The sequence below is a fragment of the Rhodoplanes tepidamans genome (assembly GCF_030813915.1).
In the GTDB taxonomy this organism is placed as follows: domain Bacteria; phylum Pseudomonadota; class Alphaproteobacteria; order Rhizobiales; family Xanthobacteraceae; genus Rhodoplanes; species Rhodoplanes tepidamans.
In genome coordinates, this window is sequence record NZ_JAUSUJ010000002.1 from 363,123 (window position 1) to 376,594 (window position 13,472).

Below are 13,472 nucleotides of genomic sequence, written 5' to 3' on the forward strand. Positions count from 1 at the left end.
GGACCGGGCGCGAATAATCCCGCCGAAGCGGGGGACCGCTCCGCTGCGGCGCGTTAAACTCGGCGCGCCCCTGTGCCATATTGGGATCGAACCGAGACGGCGGAATCACTCGCGGAATCACCATGGCCAAGCCCGAGCGCGACCTCGACCCGTTCAAGGTGTCCTCGCCCCGCATCTACCTGGTGCGGATGCTGGTCTTCCTGGTGCTGGGGGTCCTCCTGGTGGTGGTGCTCCATCGCCAGATCTGGGCGGCCTTCCTGGCCAATCCGGGCCTCAACGGCCTGATCGTCGGGGTGCTGCTGATCGGCGTGATCCTCGCCTTCCGGCAGGTGGTGCGGCTGTTCCCCGAGGTCGCCTGGGTCAACGGCTTCCGGCTCGCCGATCCCGGCCTCGCGGTGGAGCGGCCGCCGTCGCTGCTCGCCCCGATGGCGGCGATCCTGGGCGAGCGGATGGGCGCCATGGCGCTGTCCGCGCCGACCATGCGGTCGATCCTCGATTCGATCGCCATGCGGCTCGACGAGGCGCGTGACACCGCCCGCTACATGACCGGCCTGCTGGTCTTCCTCGGCCTGCTCGGCACCTTCTGGGGCCTGATCGAGACGGTCGGCTCGGTCGGCAAGGTGATCGAGGGCCTCAAGGTCGGCGGCGACGCCGGCTCGATGTTCGACGCCCTCAAGGAGGGGCTGGCCGCGCCGCTCGGCGGCATGGGCATCTCCTTCTCGTCGTCGCTGTTCGGCCTCGCCGGCTCGCTGGTGCTCGGCTTCCTCGACCTGCAGGCGAGCCAGGCGCAGAACCGCTTCTACACCGAGGTCGAGGACTGGCTGTCGACCACGGTGCGCGAGCTCGGCGGCGGTGCCCCGGCGGCGGGCGGGCCCGTCCAGGCGGCGATCGGCAGCGAGATGCGGGCGGCGCTCGACCGGCTGCAGGACGCCATCTCGGAGGCCGGCGCCAACAAGGCGGCGACCCACGCGATGGCCAATCTGGCCGAGGGCATCCAGGGCCTGGTGCAGCACATGCGCCAGGAGCAGCAGATCATCCGCGACTGGGTGGAGGCGCAGGCCGAGCAGCAGGCCGAGGTGCAGCGGCTCCTCCAGGTGCTGGCCCGCCAGCACGAGAAGACGTGACCCATGGCCCTGTCCCGCTTCCGCCGTGACCGCGGGGTCGACTACTGGCCGGGCTTCGTCGACGCCCTCTCGACCCTGCTGCTCGGGGTGATCTTCCTGCTCACCGTCTTCGTGACGGCGCAGTTCTTCCTCTCCCAGGAGGTCGCCGGCAAGGACACGGCGCTGCAGCGCCTGACCGCCCAGATCGCCCAGCTCACCGACCTCCTGTCGCTGGAGAAGACCGGCAAGACCAGCCTGGAGGAGGAGGTTGCGCGGCTCACCGCCAGCCTCGCCGCGGCCGAGGGCGAGCGCGAGCGGTTGCGCGCCGGGGCGCCGGGGCCGGGCGCCGCCGATCAGCTCGGCGCCGCCCAGGGCCGCATCGCCGAGCTCGGCTCCGCCCTCGACTCCGAGAAGCGGGCGACCGCCCGGGCGCTCGCCCAGGTCGAGATCCTGAACCAGCAGATCGCCGCGCTGCGCCGCCAGCTCGGCGCGCTGGAGAGCGCGCTCGAAGCCTCCGACCGCAAGGACAAGGACGCCCAGGCCCGCATCGCCGATCTCGGCCAGCGCCTCAACGTCGCGCTGGCGCAGCGCGTCCAGGAGCTGTCGCGCTACCGCTCCGACTTCTTCGGCCGGCTGCGCGCCATCCTGGGCAACCGGCCGGACGTGCGAATCGTCGGCGACCGCTTCGTCTTCCAGGCCGAGGTGTTCTTCGACTCCGGCCAGGCGGCGCTGCGGCCGGAGGGCCGCATCGAGCTCGACAAGCTGGCCGCCGCGCTCGGCGAGCTGGAGCGGCAGATTCCGCCCGAGATCCCGTGGGTGCTGCGGGTCGACGGCCACACCGACATCCGGCCGATCGCCAGTCCCCAGTTCCCCAGCAACTGGGCGCTGTCGGCGGCGCGCGCCATCTCGGTGGTGCAGTACCTGATCGCCAAGGGAGTGTCGCCGCAGCGCCTCGTCGCCGCCGGCTTCGGCGAGTACCAGCCGCTCGACCCCGAGCGCACCGAGGAGGCGTTCCAGCGCAACCGCCGGCTGGAGCTGAAGCTGACCGAACGATGACCACGATCGATCCCGAGCCCGCCGCCGTCGCCGCGGTCGACGCCGCCCCGCGGATCCGCGCCTACGAGCGCGACGACGAGGAGGCCGTCATCGCGCTGTGGCAGCGCACCTGGCAGACCGCCTATCCGCGCCACGACTTCGCGGCCCGCGTCGCGTGGTGGCGCGAGCGCTGGCGCACCGAGCTCGTCCCGATGGCCTCGGTCGTGGTGGCGGAGGCGCGCGGCCCGGCGGGGCCCGAGATCCTCGGCTTCGTCACCATCGACGAGAGCGGCTATCTCGACCAGATCGTGGTGGCGCCGGAGGCGTGGGGCACGCCGGTGGCGACGGCGCTGCTCGACGAGGCCAAGCGGGTCGCGCCGACCGGCATCGCGCTGCACGTCAACAAGGACAACCACCGCGCCATCCGCTTCTACGAGAAGCAGGGCTTCTCCATCGGCGGCGAGGACGTCAACCCGCGCTCGCAGTCGCCCGTCTTCATGATGTGCTGGCGGCCGTAGGGCCCGACCCGCGCAACGCGCTTCAGCGGTCGGAGCGTGCGGCTCGCCTCACACCACCGGCACCGCCTCGGCGCCGGTCTCGAACTGCAGGCGGGCGAGGCGGGCGTAGAGGCCGCCGCGGGCGACCAGGCTGTCGTGGGTGCCTTCCTCGACGATGCGGCCCTGGTCCATCACCAGGATGCGGTCGCAGGAGAGGACCGTCGCCAGCCGGTGGGCGATCACCAGCGTGGTGCGCCCTTCCATCAGCCGGCCGAGCGCGTCCTTCACCAGCGTCTCGTTCTCGGCGTCGAGCGACGACGTCGCCTCGTCGAGCAGCAGCAGCGGCGCCTCGCGCAGGATGGCGCGGGCGATGGCGAGGCGCTGGCGCTCGCCGCCGGAGAGCAGCACGCCGCGCTCGCCGATCTGCGTCTGCATGCCCTGCGGCAGCCGGGCGACGAAGTCGGACGCCGCGGCCTGCTCGGCCGCGCGGGCGATCTCGGCGTCGGAGGCGTCGGGCCGGCCGAACCGGATGTTCTCGGCGACGCTCGCGGCGAACACCGCGGCGTCCTGCGGCACCAGCGCGATGCGGCTGCGCACCGCCCGCGGGTCGGCCTCGGCGAGCCGCACCCCGTCGAACGTGACGCTGCCGGCCTGCGGATCGTAGAAGCGCAGCAGCAGGTGGAACACGGTGCTCTTGCCGGCCCCCGAGGGGCCGACGATCGCCACCTTCTCGCCGGGGCGGACCCGGAACGACACGTCGTCGAGCGCCGTCGCGTCGCGCCGGGTCGGATAGGAGAAGCGGACCTGCTCGAACGCCACCTCGCCGCGTGGCGGCACCGGCAGCGCGGCCGGGCTCGCCGGCGCCGTGATGTCGGGCCGGATCGTCAGCAGCTCCTGCAGCCGCTCGGCGGCGCCGGCCGCCTGCGAGATCTCGCCCCACACCTGCGACAGCTCGCCGAGCGCGCCGGCCGCGAACACGGCGTAGATCACGAACTGGCTCAGCCGCCCCGCCGTGATGCGCTGCTCGTAGACGTCCTGGGCGCCGACCCACAGGATCACCACGACGCTGGCGAACACCAGGAAGATGGCGATGCCGGTGAGCCAGGCGCGCGCCTTGGTCGAGGCGAAGGCGGCCGCGCAGGCGCGCTCGACCGCGTCGCCGAACCGCCGCGTCGCCATCAGCTCGTTGGTGAAGGCCTGCAGGGTGCGGATCGCGCCGATCAGCTCGGCCGCGTAGCTCGACGCCTCGGCGAGCGTGTCCTGCGCCTCGCGCGAGCGGCGCCGCACCACCCGGCCGAAGGCGACCAGCGGCAGCACGATCACCGGGATCACGATCAGCACGAACAGCGACAGGCGCGGGCTCGTCACCACCATCATCAGGGTGGAGCCGATGAACAGCATCAGGTTGCGCAGCGTGATCGACACCGAGGCGCCGACCGCCGACTTCAGCTGGGTGGTGTCGGCGGAGAGGCGCGACACCAGCTCGCCGCTCTTCGAGGAGTCGAAGAACGAGGCCGACAGCCCGGTGAGATGCTCGAACACGCGGGCCCGCAGATCGGCGACGATCCGCTCGCCCAGCGTGGTGACGAGGTAGTAGCGCATGGCGCTGGCGCCGGCGAGCACGGCCGCGACCAGGATCAGCACCGCGAAGTACTGATGGATCAGCCCCGCATATTCCTCGGTGAAGCCGAAGTCGATCATCCGGCGCACCGCCACCGGCAGCACCAGGGTGGCGAGCGAGGCGACCACCAGCGAGATCAGGGCCGCGAGCGCGCGGCCCTTGTAGCGCATCACATACGGCACCACCGCGAGCAGCGGCTTGATGTTGCGACGGTTGTCCTCGGGGGGACGACCGGCCGGGGACGTGCTCGACGCGAGCCCGCGTCCGCCGCTGTCAAGATTCATGGGAGATCCCGCTCGACGTCGACACGACTGCACATTGGCGAAACAACACCGGGGCGAAACACTCCGGGGCGAAACACTCCGCGGCGAGACGCACCGGATCGAAACAAAACGCCGCGGGCCGGACGCCGGGCGGCGCGCTGCGGCTCGCGGGCCGGACAATGACTCGCGCGCGCACCCCTGACAATGCGCACGCTCGCGCAGGGGCGCGATTTTCGGCCGCCACGGTATCCGGGCGCGCCGGCGCGCCATCGCCGCCGCCCCGACTTGTCTGCCCGGGGCCGCTGGGCTATAGACCCCGCAACTTCCGACAGACCGACGACCGCAGGATCGAGCGATGAAGGCCGACATTCACCCCGCGTACCATACCGTCAAGGTCGTGATGACCGACGGCACCGAGTTCGAGACCCGGACCACCTGGGGCCAGTCGGGCGACACGCTGCGCCTCGACATCGACCCCAAGTCGCACCCGGCCTGGACCGGCGGCTCGCAGCAGCTGCTCGACCGCGGCGGCCGCGTGTCGCGCTTCCAGAAGAAGTTCTCGGGCCTCGGCCTGAAGTGAGCCGGACGGCCGCGCGCCGTCCCTCCTTCGCCGACACCGCCGACGCGACCATGGCCGGGCGCCCCGCCCGGCCTTTCGGCGTTTGTGGTTCGAACGCCGTCATTCCGGGGCGCGAGCCGAAGGCTCGCGAACCCGGAATCCAGCCCAGACGACAGAGCGAGCCGCTGGATTCCGGGTTCGCGGGCTTTGCCCGCGCCCCGGAATGACCGCGGCTGCGCAACGACCGAGGCTGTCGCAGAGGGAAAGGTGAAGGGGCGGCGCGGCCTACTCGCCGTCGCGCTCGAAGGCGGCCTTGAGGAGGCCGATCTGGCGCTCCAGCGGGTTGGCGGCGGGGGCCGGCTCGGGGACCGGGGCGTGGATGGTGGCGTCGAGCCGGCGCACCTGGTCCTGCAGCTTGAGCGACCGGTCGATCAGCTCGACCAGCCGCTCGGGCAGCAGCTTCAGGGTCTCGGGATCGGCCGGGTCGGCCATGCCGAGCTTGACCTTGGTCTTCTCGCGATTGGCCTGGTCGAGGGACATCTCGCCCTCGTTCACGGCGCGGTGCAGCAGCAGCCAGGAGGCGAGCTGCATCAGCCGGGTGGTCAGCCGCATGCTCTCGGTGGCGTAGGAGAGGGCCGCCGTCCGCTCGAGCTGCTTGGATTCGGTCCGGCCCGGCCCGTCGAGATAGGCCGCGGTTTCCTCGACCAGCTTCATGCCGTCGCTGAACAAGGCCACGAAGGCCTGGGAGGATGCGAGCCTCGCCCCGAAGGAGACCGGGCTCGCCATGATCGGCAGATGATCGGACATGGGCACCCCTGTTGGCCGCGAACTATGGCGAGGGGGGGCGACGGAGTCCAGCCGGCGCCGGCACGGCGCTTCGCAAGTTTTCGAGACATAGTTTCCGCGATTTCCGCGCGATGCGCGAGGGCGGTCTTAACCGCAACCACGCGGGCGCCCGAATCCGGCCAAAAAAGGGGCCGCCACGAAGGCGGCCCGAAGTGTCAACAGGGAGGCGTCAAACAGAGTGGACAGGAGCCACTCGATGTCCACGAGGTGGACACCCACAGTAATATTCGAGAAAGCTTAACGTCCCCTTACCGGGGCCCGGCGCGGCGCGGGCCCGCCCCGCCGCCCGCGCAGGACGGAGCGGCGGGACGCGAATGGCGAGCAGCGAGTCGCGTGGGACCTCCCGCCACCCTCTGTCTCTCGTCGCCATTCGCTACTCGCCCCCCCGGACGCGCAGCGCCCGGGTCACCGCTTGAAGAACTGGTCCGCGGCGGAGCGGGAGGCCTGCTTGGCGGCGCGGGCCGCCTCCAGCCGGGCGATCTCGTCGCGCAGCAGGCCGATGCGCTCGTCGAGCTCGGCGACCGACAGGAGTGCCAGATCCTGCCCGATCTCGTGCGACAGCTTGCGCCTGGGCCGCTCCTCGTCGTCCGCGATCGCCATCCGTTCCTCCTCGGGCTCCGTCGCCGGCGCCGCGGGTCCGGGCCGCCGGCCGAGCCGGTTCCCTGGTGGCGCCGAAGTGCTAGTGTGCCGCGCGGTCGGCCGCTGCCGCGGCGCGGCGACCATGCGCGAAGGACCGCCGGCCCGCAAGCGCCGTCGGCCCGCGCGCTCCCGCAGTGCCGGCTTCCCCTCACGGACGACAGTTTCCCATGACCGACAGTCCCGCCCGCATGACCGCCATCGGCATCCCGACCCCGGGGGGCCCCGAGGTCCTCCGTCCGGAGGAGCGGCCCGTCCCGACGCCCGGCCCGGGCGAGATTCTGGTGAAGGTCGCGGCGGCCGGCGTGAACCGGCCCGACGTGGTGCAGCGCAAGGGCCACTATCCGCCGCCGCCCGGCGCCTCCGACATTCCGGGCCTGGAGATCTGCGGCACCGTGGTGGCCCGCGGCCCCGAGGCGACGCGCTTCGCGGTCGGCGACCGGGTGATGGCGCTGGTCTCGGGCGGCGGCTACGCGCAGTTCTGCGTCGCCCACGAGAGCCACGCCCTGCCGGCGCCGGCCGCGCTGTCCGACGCCGAGGCTGCGGCCGTGCCCGAGACCCTGTTCACGGTCTGGCACAACGTGTTCGAGCGCGGCGGCCTGAAGGCCGGCGAGACCCTGCTGGTGCACGGCGGCTCGTCCGGCATCGGCACCATGGCGATCCAGCTCGCCAAGGCGTTCGGCGCCACCGTGATCGTCACGGCCGGCTCGGCCGAGAAGTGCGCGGCCTGCGTGACGCTCGGTGCGGACACCGCGATCGACTACAAGACGCAGGACTTCGTCGCCGAGACCAAGGCGGCGACCGGAGGGGCGGGTGCCAACGTCATCCTCGACATGGTCGGCGGCGACTACATCGACCGCAACTACGAGGCCGCCGCGGTCGACGGGCGCATCGTCCAGATCGCCTTCCAGGGCCCGTCCAAGGCGACCGTGGACTTCCGCCGCATCATGCTCAAGCGGCTGCACCACACCGGCTCGACGCTGCGCTCGCGCTCGGTCGCCGACAAGGCGGCGATCGTCGCGGCGGCCGGGGCCGCGGTCGGTCCGCTGCTCGCCGCCGGCCGGGTGAAGCCCGTGATGGACACCACGTTCCCGCTCGCCGACGCCGCCAAGGCGCACGCCCGGATGGAGTCGAGCGCCCATATCGGCAAGATCGTGCTGCTCGTCTGACGCGCTCGCGGGCTGTCCCGCGCGCGGACAATGCCGAACGCCGCTCGTCCCCGCGAAGGCGGGGACCCAGGGGCGGCACGGCATGTGGCCCCTGGATGCCCGCTTGCGCGGGCATGAGCGGAGAGCGAAGCGCGGTCGTGCGCCTGAGCCGGCCGGTCGGGAAGGCCGCCGCGTCGTGCCGGCGGGCCCGCCCACGCACAGGGCGCTCCACGCGGCACATCCGCCGGTTGGGCGGGGCGCCCAAATACCGGTGGCGTCCGGGGCCGGGGAGTGGAATCCTTGCCCTCCCGGGCGGGCGCGGCTAGTGGAGTTCGGGGCCCGTCCGCCCGGCCTGCCGCGGCACCGTCGGTGCCGCACCGGATGTCGGCGGCCAGGCTCGTCACGCGTATATGCACGCCCGCGCTGCGGAAGCCGCGCGGGCCCGAACGGAGACCCTCCTCTTGCGGGACTTGCGGGCGGCCCTTGCGGCGCTGGTGCTGGTCGGTTGCGCCCTTCTGGGGGTCGTCCCGGCGCACGCCGTGCAGGCGGTGAGCGTCCGCCCCGACGTGCCGGCCATCGATCTCACCGACGCGGTCGAGCGGCAGCAGACCGACGGCGACCGCGTGCAGGTGTCGACCGCGCCGGGCCCCGACGGCATCGTCCGCCGCGTCGAGGTGCGCTCGCGCGAGGGCGGCAGCAACTGGGCCGTGCTGGCGCTCGCCAACACCAGCGACGAGCAGTTCGACCGGCTGATCGTGGTGCCGCACTATCAGATGGTCGGCTCCGGCCTGCTGTGGCCCGATCTCGGCCTCTCCCGCGTCGTCACCGTGACGCCGAGCGTCGGCGACCGTCCCGACCGCCAGGACAGCGCCACGGCCGACATCTTCCGCGTGACGCTCGATCCCGGTGCCGTCGTCACCTACGTGATCGAGCTGCGCACCGACCGGCTGCCGCAGATCTATCTGTGGGAGCCCGAGGCCTACAAGGACAAGATCAACTCCTTCACGCTGTACCACGGCATGGTGATCGGCATCGCCGGCCTGCTGGCGCTGTTCCTCACCATCCTGTTCGTCGTCAAGGGCAGCGTGATGTTCCCGGCCGCGGCGGCCCTCGCCTGGGCCGTGCTGGTCTATATCGGGGTCGACTTCGGCTTCTGGGGCAAGGTCTTCGACATGTCGGCCGGGGCCGAGCGGGTGTGGCGCGCCTGCGGCGAGGCGATCCTGGCCGCCACCCTCGTGGTGTTCCTGTTCGCCTATCTCAATCTCTCGCGCTGGCACGTCCGCTACGCCCACGTCACCATCGGCTGGCTCGCCGTGCTGGCGGCGCTGATCGCGGTGGCGCTGTGGGATCCGGCGATCGCCTCCGGGGTCGCCCGGCTGTCGCTCCTCATGGTGGCGACGCTCGGCCTCGGCCTCGTCCTCTATCTCTCGACCCACGGCTTCGACCGTGCCGTGCTGCTGATCCCGACCTGGCTCCTGCTGGTCGTCTGGGTGCTCGCCGCCGGCATGACCGTGTCGGGCGCCGTCACCAACGACATCGTCGGCCCGGCGCTGCTCGGCGGCCTGGTGCTGATCGTCATGCTGATCGGCTTCACCGTGATGCAGCACGCCTTCGCGGGCGGCGTGACGCAGGGCATCGTCTCCGACGTCGAGCGCCGCGCCCTCGCCCTCACCGGCGCCGGCGACCTGATCTGGGACTGGGACGTCGCCACCGACAAGGTCTACACCAGCCCGGAGACCGAGCAGGCGCTCGGCCTCAAGCGCGGCACCCTCGACGGGCCGGCGGCGCAGTGGCTCGAGGTGCTGCATCAGCTCGACCGCGACCGCTTCCGCGCCGCCCTCGACAGCGCCGTCGAGCAGCGCCGCGGCCGGCTGGTGCAGGACTTCCGCCTGCGCACCTCCGACGGCCACTATCTGTGGTTCACGCTGAAGGCGCGGCCGGTGGTCGGCTCCGACGGCGAGGTGGTGCGCCTCGTCGGCACGCTCACCGACGTCACCGAGTTCAAGACCGCCGAGGAGCGGCTGCTGCACGACGCCGTGCACGACAACCTCACCGGCCTGCCCAACCGCCAGCTCTTCCTCGACCGCCTGCAGGGCGTGTTCGCCTTCGCCAAGGCCGATCCGGCGATCCGGCCGACCGTGATGGTGATCGATCTCGACCGCTTCAAGCAGGTCAACGACTCGGTCGGCATGGCGGTCGGCGACTCGATCCTGCTCACGCTGGCGCGCCGGCTCGGCCGGCTCCTGAAGCCGCAGGACACGCTGGCCCGCCTCGCCGGCGACCAGTTCGGCCTGATCCTCCTGTCGGAGCGGGAGTCGGGCCGCGTCATCGGCTTCGCCGAGACGATGCGCAAGACCATCAACGCGCCGATCACCTTCAACGACCGCGAGATCATCCTGACCGCGTCGATCGGCCTCGCGCTCTACGACGCGCAGGCGCCGCGCCCCGACGAGGTGCTCAAGGACGCCGAGCTCGCGATGTATCACGGCAAGCGGATCGGCGGCGACCGCATCGACATCTACAAGCCGGCGATGCGGGCCCGCAAGACCGACCGGCTCACCCTCGAATCGGAGCTGCGCCGCGCCCTGGAGCGCGAGGAGATCACGCTTCTGTACCAGCCGATCGTCCGGCTGGAGGACCGCTCGGTGGCCGGCTTCGAGGCGCTGGCGCGCTGGGACCATCCCAAGATGGGGCGGCTGTCGCCGTCCGAGTTCATCTCGATCGCCGAGGAGATCGGCCTGATCGTCGATCTCGGCCTGTTCGCGCTGGAGCGCACCGCCCGCCAGCTCGCCATCTGGCAGCGCGCCGTGCCGACCCGCGTGCCGCTGTTCGCCAGCGTCAACGTGTCGTCGCGCCAGCTGCTTCGCCACGACCTGATCCACGACCTGCGCACCGTGATGGCGCGCTCCGGCCTGATGCGCGGCAGCCTCAAGCTGGAGATGACCGAGAGCCTGGTGATGGAGAATCCCGAGCTCGCCGCGCAGATCCTGCACCGGATCAAGGAGCTCGGCGCCGGCCTCGCGCTCGACGACTTCGGCACCGGCCACTCCTCGCTCGCCTATCTGCAGCGCTTCCCGTTCGACACCATCAAGATCGACAAGTCGTTCGTGCGCACCACCGCGAAGGGCACCCGGCCCGTGCTCCTGCGCTCGATCATCGGGCTCGCCCACGACCTCGGCATGGAGGTGGTGGCGGAAGGCGCCGAGACCGATTCGGACGCCGTCGAGCTCTATCAGCTCGGCTGCGAATACGTGCAGGGCTACGTGTTCGGCGAGCCGATGCCGGCCGAGGCCGCCCGCGAGCTCCTGATCGGCGACCGCCTCGCCCTGGCGCGCGGCTGACGCGGGTCACGCCGCGTCTATGGCGGTTCGGCAGGCCCCCTCTTGTCCCTCTCCCCTCGCGGGAGAGGGTGCCCTCGCGGAACGCGAGGGCGGGTGAGGGGGCGTGCCACGATTCCCGAATCTGCGGAGGCCCCCCTCACGCGTCTCGCCGCTGCGCGGCGAGCCACCCTCTTGTCGAGCACTCTTGTCGCGCAAGCGCGCGACCCGCGAGGGGAGAGGGTCGAGCGACGTGCGACAGCCGTTCCGCCCGACCGTTACGTCTGCGCCGTCGCCGCGACGGCGGCGTCGAGATTCGTCACCAGGTTCGGCGCCAGCCGGAGGGCGGCGGCGAGCCGGGCCAGGAACGCGGTCTCGGCGGCGTTGTCCGGATTGATGGCGAGACGGGCCGCCGCGTAGACCTGCGCGCCGACCGCCGGCGACGTCGCCTGCGCGGCGAGCGCCTCCACGGGCAGCGGCTTGGCGAACGCGTCCACCAGGAAGGCCGTCGCGTCCGCGTCGAGCCCGGCCCTGGCGAGCCCGCCGACGATCTGGGTCCGCTCGGCCTCGTCGAGCACGCCGTCGGCCGCCGCCGCGGCGATCATGGCATGGACCATCAGCAGCGCAGTCGCCTGGTCGGCCGCCGGGTCGGCGGTCTCGCCGAACGGGGTGCGGTCGGGGGCCGGCTCGACGCCGCCGCCGAGATCGACGAGCGGCCGGCCGGCCTTGTAGCTCTCCAGCGCCCGGTAGGCGAGGCCGCCGATCATCGCGAGGCCGCCGAGCCTGGCCGCCGCGGCGGCGACGCCGCGGCCCGCCCCGGTGCCGAGCAGCAGCGCCGCGAGGCCGCCGATCGCCGCGCCGGTGCCCAGCGGGTTGCGGCCGGCGATCTCCCGTGCCCTGGCCCACAGGTCGCCGGCGCTCGTCCCGGTCGCCTCCGTGAGGGCCTGATCCGCCTTGGCGGCGATGCCGGTCCCGGCCTCGACATCGCGGGCGGCCGCGCGGACGCCCGTCGCGGCGGCGCCGAGGATCTGCCCGACCACGCTGGCGAAGCTGCCGGTCCCGACCGGCGCACCGCCGGCGGCCTCGCGCATCCCGGCCTTCAGGTCGCTCGCGGCCTGCCCGAGCACGCCGCCGAGCCGGTCGGCGGCACCCTGCGGGGCTCCGCCCAGGATCGTATCGAGGATCGTCTTCGAATCCATGGTCACAATCTCCTGTCGCGAGGGACGGGAACGCCCTGCGAAAAAGGCCGGTCGTCCGGCGGGGCCCGCGCGGGATGATCCGTCGGAGCCGGCGGCGCGCCGGAAAATCGGGCGCGCCGGTATGATTGTATAAGAAACTCGGGCCGCCGCGCCATGCGGGCCGGGGGGCGTTCCCCCATCGGCGGCGGCGTACCGGGTGCTGCCTTCGCGCCATGGCATGCACACGGCGTGCGCCGCGCATCCGGACCGTCATGCGCGGGCTCGACCCGCGCATCCGTCACGCTTCGCAGGCAGTCTTGCTTTTTCGATGCGGACGGATCGCCGGGCCGAGCCGACGATGACGTCGACCGGACACGACGCACTGAATTCGCCGGCGTTTTCGAGATCCGGGCATGCCCCGGCGCCTTCGCCGAGCACGACGCCCGAGAGGCTGACGCGCGAGACGCTTCGGATCTCGAGTCAGCGCCCTTGGGGCGGCCCGGCGCTGTTTCCATCGCGCCGGAACACACGCGGCTCCGTCGCGCCCGTCTCAGGCGTGTCCGGATTCGCTCGACAGCATGCCGGGCGGGATGCCGATCTTCTCCAGCGCGCGATCGTACTTGCGGTCGGTGTCGGCGCCGAAGACGAGGTCGGGGTCGGCCGTGCAGTGCAGCCACCCGTTGGCCTGGATCTCGGTCTCCAGCTGCCCGGGCGCCCAGCCCGCATAGCCGAGCGCCAGCACGGCCGAGAGCGGACCGTCGCCGCGCGCGATCGCCTTCAAAATGTCCAGGGTCGCGGTCAGGCAGATGCCGTCGTCGATCGGCAGGGTCGAGTTCTCGATGAAGAAGTCGGCCGAGTGGAGGACGAAGCCGCGGCCGGTCTCGACCGGCCCGCCGCGCAGCACCTTCACCGAGCCGGCACGCGGCGGCAGGATGATCAGATCGGAGGCCGGAATGACCTCGAGCTGCACCAGCAGATCCGCGAAGTTGATGTTCGGGGCCGGCTGGTTGACGATGATGCCCATGGCCCCTTCCGACGAATGGGCGCACACGTAGATGAGGCTTCGGGCGAAACGCTCGTCGCGCATGCTCGGCATGGCGATCAGCATCTGTCCGTCGAGATAGCCCCGTTTGGGCTCGCGCTCCTGGGCGATCTTCCGTGCGGCTTTCATCTCGGCAAGACTACTCCGAGCGGTCCGGGTTGGGCAACGCGTGTCGCGACCGGGAAGGGTGCGGCCGCTTCTCGCCGGACGTGCGGCTCCGGCCGGAG

General features: G+C 72.1%; 11 protein-coding genes. 6 read left to right on the forward strand and 5 right to left on the reverse strand.

What is annotated here, in order from left to right; translation table 11 throughout:
* Positions 1–122 precede the first annotated feature (122 nt).
* The 3 genes from J2S22_RS04325 to J2S22_RS04335 are packed head-to-tail and all read left to right on the forward strand — an operon-like array spanning position 123 to position 2,656.
* Positions 123–1,124 carry a flagellar motor protein MotA gene (locus J2S22_RS04325; RefSeq protein ID WP_272778890.1) on the forward strand — a complete coding sequence of 334 codons (1,002 nt, stop codon included), beginning with the start codon at positions 123–125 and terminating at the stop codon, positions 1,122–1,124.
* A 3-nt stretch (positions 1,125–1,127) separates the two neighbouring features.
* A complete protein-coding gene (locus tag J2S22_RS04330) occupies positions 1,128–2,159 on the forward strand; it encodes a peptidoglycan -binding protein (RefSeq protein WP_272778889.1) in 1,032 nt (343 codons plus the stop codon).
* Positions 2,156–2,656 carry a GNAT family N-acetyltransferase gene (locus tag J2S22_RS04335; RefSeq protein WP_272778888.1) on the forward strand — a complete coding sequence of 167 codons (501 nt, stop codon included), beginning with the start codon at positions 2,156–2,158 and terminating at the stop codon, positions 2,654–2,656. The genes J2S22_RS04330 and J2S22_RS04335 overlap by 4 nt, the downstream gene beginning before the upstream one ends.
* A gap of 48 nt (positions 2,657–2,704) precedes the next feature.
* On the opposite strand, the gene J2S22_RS04340 is transcribed toward J2S22_RS04335, so the two are convergent.
* Positions 2,705–4,540, reverse strand: a complete 1,836-nt coding sequence (locus tag J2S22_RS04340) for an ABC transporter transmembrane domain-containing protein (RefSeq protein WP_272778887.1) — start codon at positions 4,538–4,540, stop codon at positions 2,705–2,707.
* Between the two features lie 334 nt (positions 4,541–4,874).
* On the opposite strand from J2S22_RS04340, the gene rpmE reads away from it, so the two are divergent.
* Positions 4,875–5,099 carry a 50S ribosomal protein L31 gene (rpmE, locus tag J2S22_RS04345; RefSeq protein ID WP_272778886.1) on the forward strand — a complete coding sequence of 75 codons (225 nt, stop codon included), beginning with the start codon at positions 4,875–4,877 and terminating at the stop codon, positions 5,097–5,099.
* A gap of 264 nt (positions 5,100–5,363) precedes the next feature.
* On the opposite strand, the gene rcdA is transcribed toward rpmE, so the two are convergent.
* Positions 5,364–5,885, reverse strand: a complete 522-nt coding sequence (rcdA, locus tag J2S22_RS04350) for a protease adaptor protein RcdA (RefSeq protein ID WP_272778885.1) — start codon at positions 5,883–5,885, stop codon at positions 5,364–5,366.
* 444 nt (positions 5,886–6,329) lie between these two features.
* On the reverse strand, positions 6,330–6,524 hold the full coding sequence (locus J2S22_RS04355; RefSeq protein ID WP_272778884.1) for a DUF1192 domain-containing protein: 195 nt from the start codon (positions 6,522–6,524) through the stop codon (positions 6,330–6,332).
* A gap of 206 nt (positions 6,525–6,730) precedes the next feature.
* Between J2S22_RS04355 and J2S22_RS04360 the strand changes: the two genes are divergently transcribed.
* Both J2S22_RS04360 and J2S22_RS04365 read left to right on the forward strand, forming a co-directional pair.
* Complete coding sequence (locus tag J2S22_RS04360) at positions 6,731–7,729, forward strand: NAD(P)H-quinone oxidoreductase (RefSeq protein ID WP_272778883.1); 999 nt, start codon at positions 6,731–6,733, stop codon at positions 7,727–7,729.
* Positions 7,730–8,118: 389 nt separating this feature from the next.
* Positions 8,119–11,049, forward strand: a complete 2,931-nt coding sequence (locus tag J2S22_RS04365; protein WP_370878173.1) for an EAL domain-containing protein — start codon at positions 8,119–8,121, stop codon at positions 11,047–11,049.
* A gap of 254 nt (positions 11,050–11,303) precedes the next feature.
* Here J2S22_RS04365 and J2S22_RS04370 read toward each other — a convergent pair whose 3' ends face one another.
* Positions 11,304–12,224, reverse strand: coding sequence for a tellurite resistance TerB family protein (locus J2S22_RS04370; protein WP_272778881.1), 921 nt, complete (start codon positions 12,222–12,224; stop codon positions 11,304–11,306).
* Between the two features lie 529 nt (positions 12,225–12,753).
* Positions 12,754–13,374, reverse strand: coding sequence for a YqgE/AlgH family protein (locus J2S22_RS04375; RefSeq protein WP_272778880.1), 621 nt, complete (start codon positions 13,372–13,374; stop codon positions 12,754–12,756).
* Positions 13,375–13,472 lie beyond the last annotated feature (98 nt).

Excerpts from the sequence above, each read along its gene's own strand:
- rpmE (WP_272778886.1), top strand. The coding sequence starts at position 4,875 with ATGAAGGCCGACATTCACCCCGCGTACCATACCGTCAAGGTCGTGATG.
- rcdA (WP_272778885.1), bottom strand. The coding sequence starts at position 5,885 with ATGTCCGATCATCTGCCGATCATGGCGAGCCCGGTCTCCTTCGGGGCG.
- J2S22_RS04355 (WP_272778884.1), bottom strand. The coding sequence starts at position 6,524 with ATGGCGATCGCGGACGACGAGGAGCGGCCCAGGCGCAAGCTGTCGCAC.
- J2S22_RS04330 (WP_272778889.1), top strand. The coding sequence starts at position 1,128 with ATGGCCCTGTCCCGCTTCCGCCGTGACCGCGGGGTCGACTACTGGCCG.
- J2S22_RS04375 (WP_272778880.1), bottom strand. The coding sequence starts at position 13,374 with ATGAAAGCCGCACGGAAGATCGCCCAGGAGCGCGAGCCCAAACGGGGC.
- J2S22_RS04325 (WP_272778890.1), top strand. The coding sequence starts at position 123 with ATGGCCAAGCCCGAGCGCGACCTCGACCCGTTCAAGGTGTCCTCGCCC.
- J2S22_RS04335 (WP_272778888.1), top strand. The coding sequence starts at position 2,156 with ATGACCACGATCGATCCCGAGCCCGCCGCCGTCGCCGCGGTCGACGCC.
- J2S22_RS04365 (WP_370878173.1), top strand. The coding sequence starts at position 8,119 with ATGCACGCCCGCGCTGCGGAAGCCGCGCGGGCCCGAACGGAGACCCTC.
- J2S22_RS04340 (WP_272778887.1), bottom strand. The coding sequence starts at position 4,540 with ATGAATCTTGACAGCGGCGGACGCGGGCTCGCGTCGAGCACGTCCCCG.
- J2S22_RS04370 (WP_272778881.1), bottom strand. The coding sequence starts at position 12,224 with ATGGATTCGAAGACGATCCTCGATACGATCCTGGGCGGAGCCCCGCAG.
- J2S22_RS04360 (WP_272778883.1), top strand. The coding sequence starts at position 6,731 with ATGACCGACAGTCCCGCCCGCATGACCGCCATCGGCATCCCGACCCCG.